The sequence below is a fragment of the Streptomyces sp. sk2.1 genome, assembly GCF_008120935.1.
Lineage (GTDB): Bacteria > Actinomycetota > Actinomycetes > Streptomycetales > Streptomycetaceae > Streptomyces.
The window spans coordinates 392,089-413,546 of sequence record NZ_RDBO01000077.1; the positions used below are offsets into that span (position 1 = coordinate 392,089).

Here is a 21,458-nt window from a genome sequence, read left to right on the forward strand (position 1 = left end):
CCCGGTCACGGCCGACGCGTCGAAGTCGCGGACGTTCGAGGCGCCGTTCCCGTACGGGACAGCAAGGCCACGAGCGGCCCGGCACTGGTCCTCGGCACCGACACCTGGGCCGCGTCCGTGGCCGGAGTGCGTGAAGGCGGCATCGGCGGCCATCGGCCGACCCCTGGCTGCCGCCTGCTCGGGTCGGGGCGCGGGGCACGTACGGTACGGCCGTACGTGCCCCGCGCCCGGATCCCCGTCGCTACCGCGGCAACGTCGCCGGGCTGCCGCCGTTCGCCTCGTAGCCGGCCACCGCCAGGGCACGGCAGACCGTGTACTCGGCGGCCGGATCGGGGCCCTGGGTCCAGGGCAGGGCGCCCACGTGGCCGTCGATGCGGACGAGTTGGTTCATCGCCTCCGACCAGCGCTCCATCCGGACCAGGAACAGCACCAGCAGATGGCGTACGTGCGCGAGCATCGGATCGTCGGGGCGGGCCGAGTGGACCGCGAACAGGGCGCCCTCGACCGCCTTGGTCACCGTCGCGCCCCGGTAGAAGCCCTGCACCAGATTGACCTCGGGCAGGTGCTCGTACAGGGCGAAGAGCGGCAGTGCGGCCAGCAGGGAGCCCTGCGGGGCGCGGGCGGCGGCCGTCGTGGCGAAGCGCTCCGCCTCCTCGCGCGAGCCGTGCCACTTCTCGCACCAGTAGTGCAGCGCCGCGATGTGCGCGCCCATGTGGGCCGGGGCCCGGTCGATCACCTTCGCCCAGAGCCGGTCGAACTCCTCGTGGGAGTAACCGAGTCCGCGTCCCACGGCCAGTTCGACGATGTACGGCACCGGGTCGCCCGGTGCCAGCAGCGCCGCCTCGCCGCAGACCGTACGGGCCTCCTCCAGGATGATCCGGAAGTCGTCCGTCCCGGCGGTCGACGAACGCCACGCCTGCTGCACCAGGAACTCGGCGTGCACCGCCGCGCCGCCCGCGTCCTTCGGCGCCTCGGCCCGCCACGCGCGCAGCCACGCACCCCCGACGCCCGGCTGCTGCGCCAGCTCCAGCGAGGCCGCGCCGGCGAACGCCTGCACCCGCTGCCACCGCGCCTCGTCCTCCTTCGGCGTACCGGCCAGCAGCTGCGAGGCCGCCCGCCAGTCCTGGGAACGCTGCACGGCCTCGATCACGTCCAGCAGATCCTGGTCCGGGCCCGGCAGCCGGATGTCCAGGTCCTCCTGCCGCACGAAGCCGTACGCGTCCGGGTCGGCGGCGTCCGGGGAACCCGGCGCGACCTGCCGGATGCCGCCGCGCCGGCGCAGCACGAAGGGGCCGAAGACCGCCGCGAGCATGCACAGTGCGATCAGGAACCAGAGAATCTCCATGCCCCCATTGTCACCGGACGGCCGAGTACTCCGGTCAGGGCCCTCGCGACGAACTACGCTCTGGCCCCATGAGCGACCAGCACAGCTTCGAAACCCTCGCGATCCACGCGGGAAACACCGCCGATCCCCTCACCGGCGCCGTCGTCCCGCCCATTTACCAGGTCTCCACGTACAAACAGGACGGAGTGGGCGGGCTGCGCGGCGGCTACGAGTACAGCCGCAGCGCCAACCCGACCCGTACCGCCCTGGAGGAAAACCTCGCGGCCCTGGAGGGCGGCCGCCGCGGGCTCGCCTTCGCCTCCGGCCTCGCCGCCGAGGACTGCCTGCTCCGCACCCTGCTGACCCCCGGTGACCACGTGGTCATCCCCAACGACGCCTACGGCGGCACCTTCCGGCTGTTCGCGAAGGTCGTCTCCCGCTGGGGCGTGGACTTCTCGGTCGCCGACACCTCGGACGTGGCGGCGGTACGGGCGGCGATCACCCCGCGCACCAAGGCGATCTGGGTGGAGACCCCGTCCAACCCGCTGCTCGGCATCACCGACATCGCCGCGGTCGCCGGTGTGGCCCGTGCGGCGGGCGTGCGCCTGGTCGTCGACAACACCTTCGCCAGCCCCTACCTCCAGCAGCCGCTGTCCCTGGGCGCCGACGTGGTGGTGCACTCCATGACGAAGTACATGGGCGGCCACTCGGACGTCGTCGGCGGCGCGCTGGTCGTCGACGACCCGGAACTGGCCGAGCAGTTGGCGTACCACCAGAACGCCATGGGCGCGGTCGCCGGACCGTTCGACGCCTGGCTGGTGCTGCGCGGCATCAAGACCCTCGCGGTCCGCATGGACCGGCACAGCGAGAACGCCGCCAAGGTCGTCGACCTGCTGACCCGGCACCCCAAGGTGACCCAGGTCCTCTACCCGGGGCTGCCCGAGCACCCGGGCCACGAGATCGCCGCCAAGCAGATGAAGGCGTTCGGCGGCATGGTGTCCTTCCGGGTCGAGGGCGGCGAGGAGGCGGCGGTCCAGGTCTGCAACCGGACCCAGCTGTTCACCCTCGGTGAGTCCCTCGGCGGCGTCGAGTCGCTGGTGGAGCACCCCGGCCGCATGACGCACGCCTCCGCCGCGGGCTCCCCGCTGGAGGTGCCGGCCGACCTCGTCCGGGTCTCCGTCGGCATCGAGAACGCCGACGACCTGCTGGCCGACCTGACGCAGGCCCTCGGCTAGTCAGCGGAAGCGGAAGCGGAAGCAGGAACGGCAACGGGAACGGAAGCGGGTGTGGCCGGTCGTCCGGGCACACCCGCCCTTCCCCCCGGTGCCCGCCGGTCAGGCGCCGGCCTTCTCGTCCTCCAGCGACGCCCGGATCTGCTCGCGCAGTTCGGGACCGTCGGTGTGCTCGTGGACGGAGACCGCGTGTTCCGCCGCGGCCCGTACGACTTCCTCTTCCTCACCCGCGATGGTGAGCGAGCAGTGCGACACGCTCGGGTGCTTGCGGCAGTCAGCGATCTTCCTGGTCATGGCAGCCTCCTCGGCCGATCCCGCCGGTTTCGCGTACCGCGACTTCCAGGGTAGTCCGCCCCCGTCCGGCGTCCGTCGGTCCCCGTCCGGCGCCCACTGGTCCGTGTCCGGCGTCCGGCGGTCCGTGTCCCGTGCTCACCAGCCCCCGCTCGGTGTGGTCTCCGCCGGGGGCACCTCCCACGGATGCACGACGGACGCCCAGACCGCGAAGGCCACCACCGCGGCGAACCCCACCAGGAACAGCACCCGGCGGGCGAACAGCTGCCGGCGCAGCAGCCTGCCGCCCCGCTCCGCCGCCCGCTGCGCCAGATCGGCCGGCACCTGCGGATGCGGGCCGTCCAGCATCCGCCGGACCTCGTCCTCGCGGTCGTCGCTGCGGCTCATGGCGCCACCCCCAGCGGGCCGGACGGCAGCCCCCGCCGCTCCGTGGGCCTGCGGGTGCCGCGCATCGTGGCCACCGCGCGGTTGCAGACCGCCCGTACCCGCTCCACCGGCAGGCCGAGCAGCGCCGCTGCCTGCTCCTCCGCGACCCCCTCGTACAACCGCAGCACGAGGACGAGGCGCTCCTGCGGGGTCAGTGCGTCCAGCGGTCCGCCGCGCGGCCGGTGGTGCCGCCAGACCTCGTGGGCGAACCGGACGACCAGCTCGCGCCGGGCGCGGTCGTACGGGTCCTCGCCGCGCAGCCGTTCCCACTGGGCGTAGGTGCGCGCCAGCGCGGCCGTGAGCATCCGCCGGGCGCGGGGATTGGCGCCGGGCGGTCGCAGGGGCTCGGTGGTGAGCAGCGTGGCCGTGTGCAGCAGGCGGCCGGCCGCGCCCGCCACGAAGGCCTCGAATTCCTGGGCGCGGCGCCGCTCCCGGCCCGTCTGGCGCTCTCGCACAATCCACATACGAGCCGCTGCGGGGGGCCGGGGTCAAGAGGCGTGCACGGGTCGGCCGTGCCGGTCGCGGCGGCCCCGCGGCGGACGCGACGCTTCCGCCGCGGGACCGCCGCGATCCGGCCGGTGGTGATCGGACGGGCGGGGCGCGTTCAGCCGGCCGGGGGCGCCTGGTGCGCGGCCTGGCGGGCGGCCAGCGAGGCGTTGAACCGGGTGAGCAGCGTGCAGAACGTCTCGCGCTCCTCGGCCGTCCAGCCGTCCGTCACCTGCGTCATGAGTTCGCGCCGGGAGCTGCGGACCTCGTCGAGCCGGGCCTGGCCGCGCGGCGACAGCTGGAGCACCACGGCCCGGCCGTCCTCGGGGTGCGAGGTGCGCTTGACCAGGCCGGTGTCGACGAGCGGCGCGACCTGCCGGGTGACCGTCGAGGAGTCGATGCCCATGCCCGCGGCGAGTGCCTTGACGCCCATCGGGCCTTCCTGGTCCAGCCGGTTGAGCAGCAGGTAGGCGGCCCGGTCCATGGAGTTGCGCACCTGGCCGACACCGCCGAGGCGGGTCTGCTCGGCACGGCGGGCGAATACCGCGACCTGGTGCTGCAGCGCATCGAGGACGTGGTCGGAACCCGTGGATTCGGGGGCGGCGCCCCCGGAAGGAGACGCAGCTGTCGTCATGTCCTGAGGGGGCATGGCCGGGGGCTCTCTTCGTGCGGTGTCGGATGGGTGGGGGACAGAGTACGCGGCTCCGGGGCAACGCGTACCGGCGCTGCGCAAACCCGTGGACCGCGTACCAGCGGCCCGCAAACCCGGGAACAACCGCCCGGAAGGGGCCGGGACATCGCGGGCGGTGCCGGGGCGAGCTGCCAGACTTGCGGTATGAACTTCCGCGTCACCGGTCACTTCCCTCCCCTGATCCTCGACGACGTCCGGGGGGCGCAGAAGATGCTCTCCGGTGTGGCCAGGACGACCCCCATGGAGGGCAGCCGCCATCTGACCGGGCTCGTGGGCGCGCCGGTCCACCTCAAGTGCGAGAACCTCCAGCGGACCGGCTCGTTCAAACTGCGGGGCGCGTACGTACGGATCGCGGGCCTGTCCCCGGTGGAACGGGCGTCCGGGGTCGTCGCCGCGAGCGCCGGAAACCATGCGCAGGGTGTCGCACTCGCGTCTTCGCTGCTCGGCGTACGGTCGACGGTCTTCATGCCGGTCGGGGCGCCGCTGCCGAAGGTGGCCGCCACCCGCCAGTACGGGGCGCGGGTCCGGCTGCACGGCCACGTCGTCGACGAGACGCTCGCGGCGGCCCAGGAGTACGCGCGGGAGAGCGGCGCGGTCTTCATCCACCCCTTCGACCACCCCGACATCATCGCCGGGCAGGGCACGGTGGGCCTGGAGATCCTCGAACAGTGCCCCGAGGTGCGCACCATCGTCGTGGGCGTCGGCGGCGGCGGTCTCGCGGCGGGCATCGCGGTGGCGGTCAAGGCGGTCCGGCCCGACGTGCGGATCGTCGGGGTGCAGGCGGCGGGCGCGGCCTGCTACCCGCCGTCACTGGCCGCGGGCCACCCGGTGTCGATCGACTCGCCGACCACGATGGCGGACGGCATCAAGGTGGGGCGCCCCGGCGACGTGCCGTTCGAGCTGGTCAGGGAGCTGGTCGACGAGGTCCGTACGGTCTCCGAGGACGAGCTGTCCAGTGCGCTGCTGCTCTGTCTGGAGCGGGCGAAACTGGTGGTGGAACCGGCCGGCGCGAGCCCGGTCGCGGCGCTGCTGAGCGACCCGAAGTCGTTCCACGGGCCGGTGGTCGCGCTGCTCTCCGGCGGCAACGTGGACCCGCTGCTGATGCAGCGCGTGCTGACCCACGGCATGGTGGCGGCCGGCCGCTACCTGAGCCTGCGGCTGCGGCTGGCCGACCGCCCCGGCGCCCTGGCCGCCCTGCTGGCCGCACTCACCGAGGTCGACGCCAACGTGCTCGACATCGGCCACGTACGGACCGACCCCCGGCTCGGGCTCACCGAGGTCGAGGTGGAGCTGCAACTGGAGACGAAGGGGCCGGAGCACTGCGCCGAGGTCTCGACGAGGCTGCGCGACGCGGGATACCTGGTGATGGGCTGAACGCGCCGGGCCCGGCGCCGTGCGCCCCGCACATGCGGGGAGCCCCCGGTCCGTCGTCGGACGGCCGGGGGCTCCCCGCGTGTCGGTGTACGGGGGATCAGCCGGTGTACGGCTTCGCCGCGAGGATCTTCACCATGGCCATCTTGCCGTTCGGCAGCTCGTACTCGGCGTCGTCGCCCATCCGCTTGCCGTTCACGCCGGTGCCGAGCGGCGATTGCGGGGAGTACGTCTCGATGTTCGAGCTCGCGTACTCGCGCGAGGCGAGCAGGAAGGTCAAGGTGTCGTCCGGGTCGCCGTCGAAGGCGATCGTCACCACCATGCCGGGCTCGACCACGCCGTCGTCGGCGGGCGCCTCGCCGACCTTCGCGTGCTCCAGGAGCTGGGTGAGCTGGCGCACCCGCAACTCCATCTTGCCCTGCTCCTCCTTGGCCGCGTGATACCCGCCGTTCTCGCGCAGGTCGCCTTCCTCACGGGCCGCCGCGATCTTTACGGCGATCTCCGTGCGCGCGGGACCAGACAGGTACTCCAGCTCGGCCTTGAGCTGGTTGTACGCCTCCTGCGTGAGCCAGGTGACGTTTTCGCTGGTCTGGGTCACAGGGTGCTCCTCGTCGGTACTGGGAATACAAAGCATCGCCCTACCCGTAAGCATGTGCCCCTACGGGTGGGCGAAACCACGAGCCTAACAATTCACCGGGGAAAGGGGGAGAAGGTAAAACGCCGGGACCACATATGCGCAGGTCAGAGCAGTTACAGGCGATTCAGTGCCGGTGCGCGGCGGTCAATGTGCCGCCGCCCGGGGTCAACGCGACGCCCCGCCGTCGGTGGTGCATCCGAGCAGTTCGACGCTGGTCGCCCTGGCGGTGGTGCGCAGGGACACGACGCGGTCGATGCGGTCGGTGCTCTCGTCGAACCGGAAGTCCTTGCGGGCCACGTCGCTGCCGTCCTCGTGCTGGGCGCGCAGGGTGCAGTAGCCCTTGGCGTCCTTGTCCTTGCGGATCTCCAGGTGCACGTCGACCTGCTGGTCCGAGACGACCTGGCGCTTGATCACCTCGGCGCTGATGCCCTGGCCGGTGACGTAGTCGTAGCCGATCCAGCCGACCACGCCGAGCAGGACGACACCCAGCACCGAGCCGATGATCTTGAGCTTGCGGTCCGCCCGCTGGTCCGCGGAGCGGCCGTAGCGGTTCTCCGGAAGCGGCTCGTGCACCGCAGCCATGATCGTTCCTCCCGTGCCGGGGATCGAGGAATTTTCCACCCCCCGGTTCGGTCACTATAGAAGCCTGCCCATGTGCCGAATCACTGAGGATCGAGTCTTGACCGAGCAGCTGCGACTGATGGCAGTCCACGCCCACCCCGACGACGAGTCGAGCAAGGGCGCGGCCACCATGGCGAAGTATGTGTCCGAGGGGGTGGACGTGCTGGTCGTGACCTGCACGGGGGGCGAGCGCGGCTCCATCCTCAACCCGAAGCTCCAGGGCGACTCGTACATCGAGGAGAACATCCACGAGGTGCGCAGGAAGGAGATGGACGAGGCCCGGGAGATCCTGGGCGTCGGGCAGGAGTGGCTCGGCTTCGTCGACTCGGGGCTGCCCGAGGGCGACCCGCTGCCGCCGCTCCCCGAGGGCTGTTTCGCGCTGGAGGACGAGGTGAAGGCGGCGGGCCGGCTGGTCCGCAGCATCCGCGCGTTCCGCCCGCAGGTCATCACCACGTATGACGAGAACGGCGGCTACCCGCACCCCGACCACATCATGACCCACAAGATCACGATGATCGCCTTCGACGGTGCGACGGACACCGAGAAGTTCCCCGAGCCGGAGTTCGGCCCGGCCTGGAAGCCGCAGAAGCTCTACTACAACCAGGGCTTCAACCGGCCCCGCACGGTCGCCCTGCACGAGGCGCTGCTGGCCCGCGGGCTGGAGTCCCCCTACGGCGAGTGGCTGGAGCGCTGGAAGGAGTTCGAGCGCGCCGAGCGGACGCTGACCACGCACATTCCGTGCGCCGACTTCTTCGAGATCCGCGACAAGGCGCTGATCGCGCACGCGACGCAGATCGACCCGGACGGCGGCTGGTTCCGCGTGCCGATGGACATCCAGAAGGAGGTCTGGCCGACCGAGGAGTACGAGCTGGCGAAGTCCCTCGTCGATACCTCCCTCCCCGAGAGCGACCTCTTCGCGGGCATCCGCGACAATGCCTGATATGTACGCGACCCAGGCACTGACCGACCTCGTTCCGCTTGCCGCCGAGCTCGACAAGAACAAGGTGACCCCCGGCGTTCTCGGCTTCCTCGTCTTCGCGGCACTCGCCGTGGGCGTGTGGCTGCTCATGAAGTCCATGAACCGGCACATGGGCAGGGTCGACTTCGAGGAGGCCCCGGACCCGGACGCGGTGGCGGCCGACGCCGCCGTCGGGGCGGGGACCGCGAAGCAGAAGTAGGCGCACGGGGCGGCACGGCACGTCCGCGGCCGCCCCGTCGCACCGCGCGGCACCGGCCGCCCCGTCGCACCGCGCGACACCGGCCATCCATCGCACGACACCGGCCGCCCCGTCGCACCGCGCGACACCGGCCATCCGTCGCACGACACCGGCCGTCCCGTCGCACCGCGCGGCACCGACCGCCCGCACCCGGGCCGGCCGGTGTCGCGCACATTCCTGCCCGAAGGCGTGTCAGGGGCATGCCGCCACTCGCCCCGGTGTCGCGCCCCGCGCGGAACGGAAGCCGGATCCGCCCGGCCGGTACGCTTCCGGGGTGACGGAGCAGACCGGGCAGGGCGGACGGCGGCCCGCGAACGACGGGCCGAAGGCCGCCGCCCGCAACCGGGCCGCTCTGGTCGCCGCCGCCCGGGAGGTCTTCGCGGAGCACGGCCTGGACGCGCCGCTGTCCGCGATCGCGCGCCGGGCCGGGGTCGGGCAGGGCGTCCTCTACCGGCACTTCCCGGACCGGACCGCCGCGGTGGCCGCGGTGCTGGAGGAGAACGTGCGGCAGATCGAGCAGGCGGCCGGGGCCGGGGACGTGCCCCTCGCCGAGGTGCTCGGTGTGCTGACCTGGCATCTGACCGAGTCGGCGGCCTTCATCGGCCTTCTGCACGCCGACCGGGCGGTCGGCCGCTCCGACATCCGCGCCCACGCCCTGGACCTGTCCGGGCGCGTGGAGCGCGCCCTGCGCGGGCGGCTGCCCGCCGGCCACCGGCTGAGCGCCGACGACCTCGTGCTCTCGGTCGCCATGGTCTCCGCCGCCGTCACCGGCCCCACCCGCCAGGAGCGGGAGGACCGGGCGCTGGCCGCCTGGCGGCTGCTCGGCGTCGAGGTGGGACCGGTGCGGGCCTTCGGCGGTCGGGGGCCCACCGGGTGACCTCCGGCCGGCCGAGGGCCGCCCGGCGGGCCCCGGGCCGGGCCGGTGTCAGCCGCCGTTGGACTGCCGGGTGCCTTCCGCGAGCGCGTCGAAGGTGTACAGATACCCGCCGGCGGGGCCGCTGACGGTCATGTACGCCTTGGTCCCGCCCGGTGTGATGGCCACGTTCGTCGCCGACTCCAGACCTTCGGCGCGCGGGGGAAGCTCGACCGTCGCCAGCCGCTCGCCGTGCCGGTCGTACACGGCCATCGCCGCCCGGCCGTGCAGCCCCTGGTAGAGGTTGCCGTCCGCGTCCACGGCGATCGAGTCGGTCTGCGCGATTCCGCCGTCCACCCGGATGGCGGTGTGCCGGGACGTGACCTCTCCCTCCCCGTCGAGGCGAAGGTAGGAGATCCGGTTCTCGGTGAGCTCGCTGAACCACAGACCGCGGTGGTCGGCGTCGAACGAGATCCCGTTGGGCGCGGCCAGGTCCTCGGCCAGGACGGTGGCCTTCCCGCCCTCGCGGTCGATCCGCACCACACGCCCGCGCGCCTCGCCCTCGGACAGGCCGCGTGAATCACTGATGTACAGGTTTCCCCTCCGGTCGAAGGCGATGTCGTCGGGGTTCATCCGCGCCCCGTCGACCTCGCCGGAGAAGAAGGTCCGCGGGTCGCCGCCGTCGGGGTCCAGACTCACGATCTCGCCGTGGGCGAAGTCGCTGAGGTAGAGCCGTCCGTCGTAGGGGCTGAACTGCGCCGAGGTGTAGGCACCCCGGTCGTCGGTGTGGACCGTGCGGGAGGTCTTCCTCCCGACGTCCACGCGCATGACCTTGGGGGCGCCCCCGAGCGCGGTGACGTCGACGACGAGCAGATCGCCGTTCCCGTCGAACGTGGGCCCCTCCAGCAGGGTCATCCCGGTCTCGGCGTGCACCTGGGTCAGCCGCATGACCTTCTGGGCGCGGATGGTCCTGCTCCCGGTGCCGGCCGCCGCCGCTTCCCCGGGGGCGGCCCTCTCCGTGCCGCATCCGGTGAGGGCCAGCACGCCGATCGTGGCGAGCACGGCGAGGGGCCGGGCCGGGAATCGCTGCATGGGGGATCACTCTTCCTGTCCGCTGCGGGGGTTGCGCGGGCCGGGAACACGCGACGTGCCAGAGGCGCGAAAGCCACCTGGCCGAATGTCGCCGTGCCGACCGGACTCCAACCGGACAGTGTTGTCCGGTACTTGTTACGGTAACGGACCGCCGCCCGCCGGGTGGCCCCAACGCCCATGATCGAGGCCCCACATGACGACCCCTCAAGATCTGTCCCCCCACGGACTCGCCGAGCTGAGGCAGCGCTACCGCCTCGAACGCGAGCGGCGCGTCCGCCCCGACGGAGCCGCCCAGTACCGCGACGCCGACGCCGAGTTCGGTTACTACGCCGCCGACCCGTACACGACCGGGCCGGACGAGCGCGAGCCCGTCCGCGACACCGTCGACGTCGCCGTGATCGGCGGCGGATTCGGCGGCATCCTCGCCGGGGCGCACACGCGGCGACAGGGCGTGGAGCGCATCCGGATCGTCGAGAGGGGCGGCGACTTCGGGGGCACCTGGTACTGGAACCGGTACCCGGGCGTCCATTGCGACATCGAGTCCCACGTATATCTGCCGATGCTCGACGAGACCGGCTACGTACCGGAGTGGAAGTACGCCCCCGGCGACGAGATACGCCGCCACGCGGTGCGGATCGCGCGAAAGTCCGGCCTCTACGCGGACGCGCTCCTCTCCACCGGGGTCACCTCCCTGACCTGGGACGAGGCATCCGGGACATGGATCGTGGCCACGGACCGCGGGGACGCCTTCCGGGCCACGTACGTCATCAACGCCACCGGCACCCTGACCGACCCGAAGCTCCCCGGGATTCCCGGGATCGAGGACTTCAAGGGGCACACGTTCCACACCTCGCGGTGGGACTACGGCTACACCGGCGGCACCCCGGAAGGCGGCATGACCGGCCTCGCGGACAAACGGGTGGGCATCGTCGGCACCGGTGCCACCGGCATCCAGGTCATCCCGATGCTGGCCGAGGACGCCGCGCACCTCTACGTATTCCAGCGCACCCCCTCCACCGTGGACGTACGGGCCAACCGCCGCACCACCGCCCAGGACGTCGGCGCCGACGATGAGGGCTGGGCCCGGAGGCGGCGCGAGAACTACCTCCGCATCGTCTCCGGCGAGCACGCCGAACGGGATCTCGTGGCCGACCGGTGGACCGAGTCGGCGGGCCTGCTGGAGAAACTGTTGCCGAGCTTCCGGCGCGAGGGCGACCGGGAGGCGTTCGAAGCCGCCTACGAGGCCGCCGACGCCGCCAAGATGAACGAGCTCCGCGCCCGCGTCGACCGGACCGTCACCGACCCGGAGACGGCGCGGAAACTCAAGCCCTGGTACCGCTACGCCTGCAAGCGCCCCACCTTCTCCGACCTGTACTACCCGGCGTTCAACCGCGACGACGTCACCCTGATCGACACCGCGGACACCCACGGCATCGAGCGCGTCACCGAACACGGCGTCACGGTCGGCGGCGTCACGTACGAACTCGACTGCCTGATCTTCGCCACCGGGTTCAACGTCGGGACCTCCGGCGTCCTCTCGGGCAAGCTCCCCGTCCACGGCCGGGACGGCGTCCAGCTGCTGGAACGGTGGGCCCGGCGGGGGCCGCGCACGCTCCACGGCTTCACCACCAGCGGCTTCCCGAACCTGATCCAGATGGGCTCCCTCCAGAACGCCAGCAGCGTCAACTTCACCCACATCCTGGACGAGCAGGCCGTCCACGCCGCCGCCCTCATCGCGGCCGCCGAGGCCGGGGACGCACTCATCGAACCGTCCCCCGAGGCCGAGGACGCCTGGATCGCCGTCCTGGCCGAGGGCGCCCCCGACCACGAGTGGTTCCACGCCGAGTGCACCCCCGGCTACTACAACCGCGAGGGAAGGGGCCGGCCCAACGGCCCGTCCGCCTACCCGCACGGGGCCGTCGCCTTCCACGAACTCCTGGGGCGGTGGCGCGACGAGTCCATGGGCGAAGTCCTCCGGGCCAGGACCGGGCCCTCCCGGGCCAGGGCCGCACGACCACCGCACCGGCCGCACGAGCACTGAGCCGGGCGGAGCGCCCCGTTCGCACCCCACCCCGTGGCGCGCGGGTGCCGCGGGGGAGGGTGCGCGAGGATCGGGGCATGGCGAACCGACTTGCGCGGTCCACGTCCCCGTATCCGCTTCAGCACGCGGACAATCCGGTCGACTGGTGGGAGTGGTCCCCCGAGGCGTTCGAGGAGGCGCGGGAGCGGGATGTGCCGGTGTTCCTGAGCGTGGGACACAGCGCCTGTCACTGGTGCCGGTGAACTCGCGAACCCAGTAGTCGGTGGTGCTTACACGTCCCTGACGATGACGCGCTTCCCGCAGAGCTTCGACCAGTCGTCACGGTCGGAGGTCAGAACGATCACGGGAGCCGGAACGCGAAGCGCAAGCGCGGCAACGAGGGCGTCGATCGCATACTTGTGCCCGTGCAGCCCGCCTGCGTCCCGAAGCAGTGCCACTGCGGTCAGGGAGTCCTCCTGGCTGACCGGTTCCACCTGCAGCCGGGAGAGCACCCACTTCAAGCGTGCAAGATCGGTCTTCCCCTGCACGGCTTCGACAATGGTCAGCGCAGACACGAGGACCGGGACCCCGGCCTGCCGGGATGCCTCGATGCGAGCCACCATCCTGCGGTCGTTGCGCAGGAGCAGGGAGAGCGCCTCGGAGTCGAGCACCAGCGAGCGGGCCGGCTGCTCCTTCACGCAGCACCCCGTTCGACGCCCCCGGCGCCCTCTTCTCCGAACAGCTCGCGACGAGCGGTTTCGACCTCCTGCTCCGTGAGCGCGCCGTGCTCTTCTTCATGGGCCGCGACGATCTCGGCGAGCCCGTCCATGGCGAGCTGATGCCTGACAGCCTCGGTGATGTAGCTGGACAGGCCGCGGCGGCCGGTTCGAGAGCGGAGCTCGCTCACCAGCTCGGTGGGCATGGACACGGAGATGTTCTCGGTGGTCCCGGCTCGGGTCGGCTTCATGCCCAAAGTGTAAGACCATCTCTATTACAACGAGAGAACCTTCGGTTGTCGGCATCTGCCTGCGGTGACAAGGGGACTACGACGGGGGTGCTCGACCGCCCGGGGTGATCGAGCACCCCCGTCTCAGCTTCCGTATCGGCGTAGCAGCTCGATCATGTTGCGGAGCTTCGGTATCGCGTCATCGCCGGCCTTGTCCTTGTCGTTGAAGTGCATCAACTCGTTGCGGATCTCGCGCAGCTCGTCGAGGCGGGCCACGAAGGACTTGCGGTCCAGTGGCCAGCCCAGCTTGTCCCATTGCTGCTGATTGCCGAGGGTCTTCTGATAGTCCCCGTACGACATCTGGCCGAAGGAAGTGATGTTGCGGAGCTTGTCCGGGTCGCAGAGCGTGATCACCTCCTGAAGGTCGAGGCCTTCCGAGATGACCCGGCGCAGTCGCCGGTCGAGGTCGCCGATGAGCAGGAATGGCCGGGCCGTGGCGCCGTACTCGGCGGCCACGTCCGCGATGGTGATGATTCCGGCGATCTGCTTCGTCTGGTCCCTCACCAGGAGGAAGCCGTACTGCTCCAGGTAGGGCAGGACGTCGATCAGATGATCGGCATAGCTGACGTCGTGAGCTTTGGTGATGGCTTGGGAAAAGGGAGCCCGGTCGTCCCTGTAACGAGCCTGGGCAATGGATTCCCAGGTGACGGCTCCTTGGAGGTTCCGAGTTCCGTTAAGCACCGGCAGTTGCGAGTACCCGTTGAGCTGCATCTTGGTGAACGCTTCCTCGAAGCTCGCCGATGAGGTCACCGATACCACCCCACTGAGCGCCGAGGGCAGGTTGCCGACCGTCTGCCCCTGGGGCGGCTCGCCCTTGTCCTCCTCGTCGCCGGATGTGGTGGCGGGCGCTGGTGCGCCGGTCGCTCTCGGCTCCGCCCGCCTTGCTGCCGACTCCGGTTCGGCCGTTTCCTCGTCCGTGTCCTCGGCCTCCGCTGACGGCCCGGTCAAGGTGACCCGGTCGTCGATGCCTACGGCTGCGAAGTCTGGAACGGTGGACAGGCCGTGGTTGGTCAGCTCGCCGGCTATCTGCTCGCTAATCAGGTAGCCGCGTCGGGATGCCCCCACCAGCCCAGCAGGTCTCGGACGGTGAGAGTGATCGGAGAATCTGCATCCGCTTGCTTCCGGGCATCTTTCAACCGAGCGTGCCGCGCGGCGGAGGCGTCTGCTGCCGAGTCGCCGGATGCCGGCTGCTCCGCCACCGTGTCCAGGAGGCTTTGTCTCAGAACGTCCAGCAGGGTGCCGTCATCAAGGGCCCAGGCGGTCCAACCGTCGAAGGGTCCCCGCCCCGTGGCCGCAGCAGCCGCCGTGGAGGGGGACTTGAACTGCTGGCCGTCGTGCAGTTCGATCCTTCCGTCCCCGGTCACCTTCGCGAGGTGTGCCTCTCCGGATTGCTTGCGCCGGAATGTGAGCCGTGTCCCGGCGGTCAGCAGCCCGGCGTCTACCAGGTCGGAGACCAGCACCCGCCGTCCCTCGATCAGATAAGAGGCTCGCCCCAGAGGCTCTTCCGCACCGTTGCCCAGCTTGGAATCGGTCATAAGTGTCTTCCTCCGGCTCGATCCCACTCCGCAACGGTCCGATCCTTGCAGAGGAGCACCCTGTGCTGCTGTGGATTCCGGATTGCTGGTCCGCTGGAGCGTTCGGGATGCCAGAGCCTTCCGGCGCGATGATGTTCAGTGATTCGTATAACAAGTGCACACGGGGAGTGACCGGCATGGGATAGTTGCCGAAATCGGTGTTGTTGTGTCCAGGTGGGCCAGGTGGGGGAACGTTGGCGCAGTGGATGGAGCAGCTGGTCCGGGCAGTGGACGAGGTGCTGGCCGGTGAGGGCCGTGCTGGTGGCCGCGCGGAGTCAGCGCAGCACACGAAGGTCGGGGATGTCCACTACCTGGAGGATGGCTGGTACGGGCTGCCCACCTTTACGAGCCGGATCGATCCCGACGACCTCCAGGACATGCGGCTGGCCACCGGAGCCGGTCCCGAGGATCGGCGGGGTCGGTCCTTCACCGTGCTCGGCTGGCGGGTCGAGTCGGAGCGGGTCCGCCTCCAGGTGGCGATCCACGCACCCCGGAGCGGAATGTCGCTGTGGGCGGTGCGGCGGCTGCCCGATTTCCTGTTTCGCTCGCTGCGCGAGGCATTGGCTGCCCTGCCAAACAACGGACTCACGGAGCGGTTCGTCGGCGGCCGGATCGACGCAGTCGCCCCCTCGGAGACCTCGGCCTGCGACGGTGTCCTGAAGGGCGGCCAGGCACAGGCATACCTGGCCTGCACCTCGCCGGGCCTGCGGTTGGTCTGGGGGCCGCCCGGTACCGGGAAGACGACCGTACTGACCAGGGCATTGAGCGACTTGGCCCTGCGAGGCAAGCGGGTCCTGCTGGTCTCCGGCACCAACGTGGCGGTGGACAACGCATTGGAGGGAGTGCTCAAGGAGCGCTCTTCGCTGCCGCACGGCTTGATGGTCCGGGTCGGCTCCCCCGCGCTCCGCCACGTGGCGGAGGACCCGCGAGTCTCGCTGTCCTTGCTGGTGCGGGCGAAGGTGGCGGAGGCCGAGCAGGCGGTGGAAGGCGTTGCCGAGCAACTCGCCTCCCTGGCAAGGGAGCCGAGGCTGACCGAACTGCGCGAGACGGAGGCCCGACTCACCGGCTTCGATCCCCACGCGTATGAGCAGGCCAAGGGACGACTTGCCCACGGCCTCTTGGTGGAGCGCCTGGCGACCGAACTGGAGGCGGCTGAAGCGGGCGAGGCGGACGCCCGGGTTCGAAGCAAGCAGGCTGCCAACGAGCATCAGGAGGCGCTGGGCCGGTGGGAGAGCTGGGCAGCTCAGCGGACTCTGCTGGAACAGGTGGTGCAGTGGAGGACCGAGATCGAGAAGGGGGAGCAGAACCAGCAGCAGATGCAGGCCGCGTTGCTCGACGCCGAGGCTGCGCTGGCAGTTCTGGACACGGAGCAACGCGAACTTGACGGGCGGAGCCGCCTACGGGGCAGGCGGCGGCGTGGCGAGATCCAGCGTGAACGAGCTGAGCAGAGCCGACGCCGCGATGCCCTCCACCAGCATGTCGCTCAAGCCACCGAGACCTACGCCGCCCACCACGAGGTGCTGCGCCGGCGCATCGCCCAGGCACGGGCGGAGGCCCACCCCGTCGATGACACCACGCTGCGCCTGCAACTGGCGCTGATCGAATCGACCGCTGCCGACCAGACCAAGGTGGACCAGGACCTCGCCCTCGCCCAGCATACGGCGCAGACCGCCGGACACCGGCTGCGGGCGGCCCGGCAGGATCACCAGCCTCAGCCGGGGGACGCCGATCTGGTGGCCGCTTCCGAGAACGCCGGCCTTCCCCGGCTGGCCGTCCGGCTTCGGGAACTGCGGACCTCCTGCACTGGACTGCTCTCCACGCAAGCCGAGTTGGAGTACAAACACGAGCGGCTCGTGCGGGAGCTGGCGCGCCGGCGCTCTCAGGCCGAGCCCGAGCTGATCCGCGAGGCGAGAGTGGTGGCTACCACGCTCGCCCGGCTGCGACTCAATCGGACCGTGGCCGAAGGGCCCTACGACGTCGTCCTTGTCGACGAGGCCGGGGCCGCGCTGTTGCCCGAACTGATCGTCGCGGTCGCCAAGGCCAAGGAGACTGTTGTCCTGTTCGGTGACTTCTGCCAGCTCGGCCCGGTCATGCCCAAGCGCATGCCGAAGCAGCCGGAGCTGGAGCGGTGGATTCGCACCGACTGCTTCGAGCTGGTGGGCATCCGCACACCCGCCGACGCGCTGGCGCACTCCGGCTGCGCGGCACTGCTCACTACGCACAGGTTCGGACCCGACACCACCGATCTGGTGAACCGGATCGTTTACGGCGGCATGCTCAGATCGGCCCGTCCGGTGCGGGACCGCGCCCTCGACCCGGAGATCATTCTGGTCACGACCGACGGGCTCGGCGAGGGAGACGACGGAATCGCGAGCGTACGGCGGGCACCGGGTGGAAAGGGCCGCTGGTGGGTGGCCGGCAGTCTGCTGGCGACCGCGCTGGCCGAACGCCATCATGACGAGGGCGAGAGCGTCGGCATCATCACGCCGTACAAGGTGCAGGCCCAGGTGACGCATGACTGGCTCCACGACCAGAGGCATCTCTTCCGTACCCCTGTGGTGGAGGTGGGTACGGCGCACCGCTTCCAGGGGCGGGAGTTCGACGTGGTCGTTCTGGACCTGGTGGAGGACGGTGTGCTGTCGGGATGGACCGCCGCCGGCGACTTCAAGGACGCACGGTCCTTCCCCAGGGACGGGGCCAGACTCTTCAACGTGGGTGCGACCCGGGCCCGCCAGCGTGTTTACGTGATTGCCGCCTGGGACGCCCTCGCCAGAGCGGCGAACGGGACGGTGCTGGCCCAGTTGCGGGACATGGCGAGAGCGGAGCCCGAAGCACTGGTGCGCGGCGTCCGTTCCGATCACCTCCTCGGCCTGCCGGCTGCTGAGTCGACGGGACTGAACCCGCTGCAGCAGGAGATCTGGGAGGCCTTCGAAGGCCACGTCCGGTATACCGCCATTCACGACGAGGACACCTACTACCCCGACGCCCTCGACGCCATCGACCAGGCCCGCCACAACATTTGGCTCTGGTCCCCTTGGTACACCAAGCGCATGTGGGAGGTACTCCCGCACCTTCACGACGCGCGCCGCCGCGGTGTGCGGATCCATCTCTTCGTCACCAACGAGAGCGACAGCCTGCTGCAGGGCCAGCTGGGGAAACCGGCCACGGCGGCCGACGCCGCCCGCCGACTGCCCGAACTCAAGGCGGTGGCCGACACTCTGGTGGAGATCAAGGACATGCACCAGAAGATCCTGGTGATCGACGAGCAGCTCTGTTTCCTCGGCAGCCTCAACACCTTGTCGCATGCGCCGGGCGGCCAGGGCCGGCGGGAAATCATGGTCCCGTTCCGGGGCCGCCGATTCGCCCGCCACATCCTTGACCACGAGAACGCTGAGCTCTTGCTCCACCCGCCCGTCTGCCCCGACCACGGGTCCCAGGCCGAGCTGCGCAAGTACACGGTCCCGTCCAAGCGGCGCTCCACAAGGTCCCCGCACACGACCAACCATCCGGCCCAGCGCTACTTCGTCTGGGCTTGTCCCACGCGCATTGCCGTCGTCAAACCCGACGGCACCACCGCCACGGTCGGTTGCGACAGACGGAAAGCTCTGCGCCCGGAGGAGACCAAGCACCTGGGAAAACAGCCGTCGCTGTAGGCGCCGAACTCGTGCCCGTCCTCCGGCGGGATCGGCCCTGAGCACGCAGCCCGGGCCGTGGTTTCCCTCCGTCGGTCGGCGGTCTTCCCGCTCCAGGAGGAATGAACTGTTCCGGGGTTGGCAGAGATCTCAGTTGTTGGTTGTGACCTGGGGTTTCGTGGTTGCTCGATGGTGGTTGTTCCTGTATTCGGCGGGTGAGACGTGGCCTGTCCCACCGTGGAGTCGCCGGTGGTCGTACCGGTCGATGTACTCGGCGGTGGTGAGCTCGACGTCGGACAGCGTCTTCCACGGTCGTCGGAGCTTGATCAGCCCGGTAGACGGTGACGCCCGGGCGGCGGTTGGTGAGGGGGACGTCCTGCAGGCGGACGTCAAAGCCGGTATCGGCGTTTCGCTCCGGGCCCGCAGCGGTGTACAGGGCATTGGCCAGGATGCGGGCCAGCCGGTTGTGGCGCTTGGATGCGCTCGGGCTCACGGCGGCCATCCCGTCCACGATCTCGATGCCGTCGCACTGTTCCTCGGACCAGGAGTCGTACTGCTCCGCGCTGATCTGGGTGTGCATCCACGCGGGCGGCACCATCTCGGCGGTCATGGTGTACCTCCTTCGTGGTGCCTCGGCAGTCCGGGCGCTGCTGGGCTCAGCCTACTGCCCGGTGTGGTGCCCCACCCGCCCTTCACCGCCCCGCCCCGTGGCGCGCGGGTGCCGCGGGGGAGGGTGCGCGAGGATTGGGGCATGGCGAACCGACTTGCGCAGTCCACGTCCCCGTATCTGCTTCAGCACGCGGACAACCCGGTCGACTGGTGGGAGTGGTCCCCCGAGGCGTTCGAGGAGGCGCGGGAGCGGGATGTGCCGGTGTTCCTGAGCGTGGGATACAGCGCCTGCCACTGGTGTCACGTTCTCGCGCACGAGTCCTTCGAGGACGAGGACACCGCCGCGTTCATGAACGAGCACTTCGTCAACGTCAAGGTGGACCGCGAGGAGCGCCCCGATGTGGACGCGGTCTACATGGAGGCGGTGCAGGCGGCGACCGGGCAGGGTGGCTGGCCGATGTCCGTCTTCCTGACCGCCGACGCCGAACCCTTCTACTTCGGCACGTACTTCCCGCCCGAGCCGCGCCACGGCATGCCGTCCTTCCGGCAGGTGCTCGAAGGGGTCGCGACGGCCTGGACCGAGCGGCGCGACGAGGTGGGCGAGGTCGCCGGGCGCATCGTCCAGGACCTCTCCCGGCGCTCCCTGGTGCACGCGGGCCAGGGGCTGCCGGGTGAGCCGGAGCTGGCGCAGGCGCTGCTCGGGCTCACCCGCGAGTACGACGGGAAGCACGGCGGGTTCGGAGGGGCGCCCAAGTTCCCGCCGTCCATGATCATCGAGTTCCTGCTGCGCCACCACGCCCGAACCGGCGCGGAGGGCGCCCTCCAGATGGCCGCCGACACCTGCGACGCGATGGCCCGGGGCGGGATGTACGACCAGCTCGGCGGCGGGTTCGCCCGCTACTCGGTGGACCGGGAGTGGGTCGTGCCCCACTTCGAGAAAATGCTCTACGACAACGCGCTGCTCTGCCGGGTGTACGCACACCTGTGGCGGGCCACCGGCTCCGATTCGGCCCGGCGGACCGCGTTGGAGACCGCCGACTTCATGGTCCGCGAACTGCGCACCGCCGAAGGGGGGTTCGCCTCCGCGCTCGACGCCGACAGCGAGGACGGGACCGGGCGGCACGTCGAGGGCGCGTACTACGTGTGGACGCCCGGGCAGCTGCGGGAGGTGCTCGGCGAGCAGGACGCGGCCTTCGCCGCCGAGTACTTCGGCGTGACCGAGGAGGGCACGTTCGAGGAGGGGGCCTCCGTCCTCCGGCTGCCGGGCACGAGCGTGGCGGACGCGGCCCGGGTCGCCGACGTGCGGGCCCGGCTGCTGGCCGCCCGCGAGCTGCGCCCCCGGCCCGGCCGGGACGACAAGGTGGTCGCCGCCTGGAACGGTCTGGCGATCGCCGCGCTCGCCGAGACCGGGGCGTACTTCGACCGGCCCGACCTGATCGAGCGCGCCACCGAGGCGGCCGACCTGCTGGTCCGGGTCCACATGGGGGACGTCGCCCGGCTGGCCCGTACCTCGAAGGACGGACGGGCCGGCGCCAACACCGGGGTGCTGGAGGACTACGGCGATGTCGCCGAGGGTTTCCTCGCCCTGGCCTCGGTCACCGGCGAGGGCGTCTGGCTGGAGTTCGCCGGCTTCCTCCTCGACATCGTGCTCCAGCACTTCACCGGCGAGGGCGGGCAGCTGTACGACACGGCGGACGACGCCGAGCAGCTCATCCGCCGCCCGCAGGACCCCACCGACAACGCGACCCCGGCGGGCTGGACGGCGGCGGCCGGGGCGCTGCTCTCGTATGCCGCGCACACCGGCTCCGAGGCCCACCGCACCGCCGCGGAGGGGGCGCTGGGCGTGGTGAAGGCGCTCGGCCCGCGGGCTCCCCGGTTCACCGGCTGGGGGCTCGCGGTCGCGGAGGCGCTGCTCGACGGGCCGCGCGAGGCCGCGGTCGCCGGGCCGGTCGGCGGCGAGCTGCACCGCACGGCGCTGCTGGGCACGGCCCCGGGCGCGGTGGTGGCCGCGGGGGAGACGGGCGGGAGCGAGTTCCCGCTGCTGGCGGACCGGCCGATGGCGGACGGGGCGCCGACGGCGTACGTGTGCCGGAACTTCGTGTGCGACGTCCCGACGACGGACGCGCAGGAGCTGGCGCGGCGGCTCGGGGCTCGGGGCGCGGCGGGCGACCGGTAGGTCGGTGGGCCGGTACGTCGGTGGGGTCCGGGGGGCGGACCGGCCGATGGCGGACGGGGCGCCGACGGCGTACGTGTGCCGGAACTTCGTGTGCGACGTCCCGACGACGGACGCGCAGGAGCTGGCGCGGCGGCTCGGGGCTCGGGGCGCGGCGGGCGACCGGTAGGTCGGTGGGCCGGTACGTCGGTGGGGTCCGGGGG

At 71.1% G+C, this 21,458-nt stretch carries 21 protein-coding genes and 3 pseudogenes; 10 read left to right on the top strand and 14 right to left on the bottom strand.

Annotation, left to right across the window (positions count from 1 at the left end):
• Positions 1–21 precede the first annotated feature (21 nt).
• Positions 22–120 (top strand): annotated as a pseudogene (locus EAO76_RS47745) (DUF397 domain-containing protein); the annotation flags it as partial.
• Between the two features lie 121 nt (positions 121–241).
• On the opposite strand, the gene EAO76_RS29145 reads toward EAO76_RS47745, so the two are convergent.
• Positions 242–1,345, bottom strand: a complete 1,104-nt coding sequence (locus tag EAO76_RS29145; protein WP_148838890.1) for a hypothetical protein — start codon at positions 1,343–1,345, stop codon at positions 242–244.
• Positions 1,346–1,413: 68 nt separating this feature from the next.
• Between EAO76_RS29145 and EAO76_RS29150 the strand changes: the two genes are divergently transcribed.
• Positions 1,414–2,559 carry a cystathionine gamma-synthase gene (locus EAO76_RS29150; RefSeq protein WP_148838891.1) on the top strand — a complete coding sequence of 382 codons (1,146 nt, stop codon included), beginning with the start codon at positions 1,414–1,416 and terminating at the stop codon, positions 2,557–2,559.
• A 99-nt stretch (positions 2,560–2,658) separates the two neighbouring features.
• On the opposite strand, the gene EAO76_RS29155 is transcribed toward EAO76_RS29150, so the two are convergent.
• From EAO76_RS29155 to EAO76_RS29170, 4 genes are all read right to left on the bottom strand, one after another.
• Positions 2,659–2,850 (bottom strand): DUF1059 domain-containing protein, encoded by a 192-nt coding sequence (locus EAO76_RS29155; protein ID WP_148838892.1) that lies wholly within the window; start codon positions 2,848–2,850, stop codon positions 2,659–2,661.
• A 135-nt stretch (positions 2,851–2,985) separates the two neighbouring features.
• Positions 2,986–3,234 carry a hypothetical protein gene (locus tag EAO76_RS29160; protein ID WP_148838893.1) on the bottom strand — a complete coding sequence of 83 codons (249 nt, stop codon included), beginning with the start codon at positions 3,232–3,234 and terminating at the stop codon, positions 2,986–2,988.
• Positions 3,231–3,728, bottom strand: coding sequence for a sigma factor-like helix-turn-helix DNA-binding protein (locus EAO76_RS29165; RefSeq protein ID WP_148838894.1), 498 nt, complete (start codon positions 3,726–3,728; stop codon positions 3,231–3,233). The genes EAO76_RS29160 and EAO76_RS29165 overlap by 4 nt, the downstream gene beginning before the upstream one ends.
• Positions 3,729–3,877: 149 nt before the next feature.
• Entirely contained in the window at positions 3,878–4,408 is a 531-nt protein-coding gene (locus tag EAO76_RS29170) for a MarR family winged helix-turn-helix transcriptional regulator (protein ID WP_148838895.1), read from the bottom strand.
• Positions 4,409–4,594: 186 nt separating this feature from the next.
• Between EAO76_RS29170 and ilvA the strand changes: the two genes are divergently transcribed.
• A complete protein-coding gene (gene ilvA / locus EAO76_RS29175) occupies positions 4,595–5,824 on the top strand; it encodes a threonine ammonia-lyase (RefSeq protein WP_148838896.1) in 1,230 nt (409 codons plus the stop codon).
• 97 nt (positions 5,825–5,921) lie between these two features.
• On the opposite strand, the gene greA is transcribed toward ilvA, so the two are convergent.
• Positions 5,922–6,419: a transcription elongation factor GreA gene (gene greA / locus EAO76_RS29180; protein WP_148838897.1), complete on the bottom strand. Its 498-nt coding sequence runs from the start codon at positions 6,417–6,419 to the stop codon at positions 5,922–5,924.
• Positions 6,420–6,623: 204 nt separating this feature from the next.
• Positions 6,624–7,040, bottom strand: coding sequence for a DUF4307 domain-containing protein (locus EAO76_RS29185; RefSeq protein WP_148838898.1), 417 nt, complete (start codon positions 7,038–7,040; stop codon positions 6,624–6,626).
• Between the two features lie 97 nt (positions 7,041–7,137).
• Between EAO76_RS29185 and mca the strand changes: the two genes are divergently transcribed.
• From mca to EAO76_RS29200, 3 genes are all read left to right on the top strand, one after another.
• Positions 7,138–8,019 (top strand): mycothiol conjugate amidase Mca, encoded by an 882-nt coding sequence (mca, locus tag EAO76_RS29190; protein ID WP_148838899.1) that lies wholly within the window; start codon positions 7,138–7,140, stop codon positions 8,017–8,019.
• A gap of 1 nt (position 8,020) precedes the next feature.
• On the top strand, positions 8,021–8,257 hold the full coding sequence (locus EAO76_RS29195) for a hypothetical protein (RefSeq protein ID WP_148838900.1): 237 nt from the start codon (positions 8,021–8,023) through the stop codon (positions 8,255–8,257).
• Between the two features lie 313 nt (positions 8,258–8,570).
• A complete protein-coding gene (locus tag EAO76_RS29200) occupies positions 8,571–9,173 on the top strand; it encodes a TetR/AcrR family transcriptional regulator (RefSeq protein WP_148838901.1) in 603 nt (200 codons plus the stop codon).
• A 48-nt stretch (positions 9,174–9,221) separates the two neighbouring features.
• On the opposite strand, the gene EAO76_RS29205 is transcribed toward EAO76_RS29200, so the two are convergent.
• Positions 9,222–10,241: an SMP-30/gluconolactonase/LRE family protein gene (locus EAO76_RS29205; RefSeq protein WP_148838902.1), complete on the bottom strand. Its 1,020-nt coding sequence runs from the start codon at positions 10,239–10,241 to the stop codon at positions 9,222–9,224.
• A gap of 193 nt (positions 10,242–10,434) precedes the next feature.
• Here EAO76_RS29205 and EAO76_RS29210 point away from each other — a divergent pair, with 193 nt between their 5' ends.
• Positions 10,435–12,282, top strand: a complete 1,848-nt coding sequence (locus tag EAO76_RS29210) for an NAD(P)/FAD-dependent oxidoreductase (protein ID WP_148838903.1) — start codon at positions 10,435–10,437, stop codon at positions 12,280–12,282.
• A 77-nt stretch (positions 12,283–12,359) separates the two neighbouring features.
• Positions 12,360–12,518: pseudogene (locus EAO76_RS29215) on the top strand (DUF255 domain-containing protein); the annotation flags it as partial.
• A 33-nt stretch (positions 12,519–12,551) separates the two neighbouring features.
• On the opposite strand, the gene EAO76_RS29220 reads toward EAO76_RS29215, so the two are convergent.
• The 4 genes from EAO76_RS29220 to EAO76_RS46730 form a co-directional block, all read right to left on the bottom strand.
• On the bottom strand, positions 12,552–12,959 hold the full coding sequence (locus EAO76_RS29220; protein ID WP_148838905.1) for a type II toxin-antitoxin system VapC family toxin: 408 nt from the start codon (positions 12,957–12,959) through the stop codon (positions 12,552–12,554).
• The gene (locus EAO76_RS29225) at positions 12,956–13,228 is read right to left on the bottom strand and encodes a hypothetical protein (protein WP_148838906.1); all 273 of its coding nucleotides are present in this window, start codon (positions 13,226–13,228) and stop codon (positions 12,956–12,958) included. The genes EAO76_RS29220 and EAO76_RS29225 overlap by 4 nt, the downstream gene beginning before the upstream one ends.
• 123 nt (positions 13,229–13,351) lie before the next feature.
• Positions 13,352–14,332, bottom strand: coding sequence for a CBS domain-containing protein (locus EAO76_RS29230; RefSeq protein ID WP_262375819.1), 981 nt, complete (start codon positions 14,330–14,332; stop codon positions 13,352–13,354).
• On the bottom strand, positions 14,305–14,802 hold the full coding sequence (locus tag EAO76_RS46730; RefSeq protein WP_262375820.1) for a hypothetical protein: 498 nt from the start codon (positions 14,800–14,802) through the stop codon (positions 14,305–14,307). The genes EAO76_RS29230 and EAO76_RS46730 overlap by 28 nt, the downstream gene beginning before the upstream one ends.
• A 245-nt stretch (positions 14,803–15,047) precedes the next feature.
• Here EAO76_RS46730 and EAO76_RS29235 point away from each other — a divergent pair, with 245 nt between their 5' ends.
• Positions 15,048–18,494 carry an AAA domain-containing protein gene (locus tag EAO76_RS29235; protein ID WP_148838907.1) on the top strand — a complete coding sequence of 1,149 codons (3,447 nt, stop codon included), beginning with the start codon at positions 15,048–15,050 and terminating at the stop codon, positions 18,492–18,494.
• Between the two features lie 129 nt (positions 18,495–18,623).
• Here EAO76_RS29235 and EAO76_RS47750 read toward each other — a convergent pair whose 3' ends face one another.
• On the bottom strand, positions 18,624–18,866 hold the full coding sequence (locus tag EAO76_RS47750) for an IS3 family transposase (RefSeq protein WP_187438828.1): 243 nt from the start codon (positions 18,864–18,866) through the stop codon (positions 18,624–18,626).
• Positions 18,778–19,083: pseudogene (locus EAO76_RS46735) on the bottom strand (Uma2 family endonuclease); the annotation flags it as partial. The gene EAO76_RS47750 and the pseudogene EAO76_RS46735, both read right to left, overlap by 89 nt.
• Before the next feature lie 141 nt (positions 19,084–19,224).
• On the opposite strand from EAO76_RS46735, the gene EAO76_RS29250 reads away from it, so the two are divergent.
• Positions 19,225–21,258, top strand: coding sequence for a thioredoxin domain-containing protein (locus EAO76_RS29250; RefSeq protein WP_148838909.1), 2,034 nt, complete (start codon positions 19,225–19,227; stop codon positions 21,256–21,258).
• The last annotated feature ends 200 nt before the right edge of the window (positions 21,259–21,458 follow it).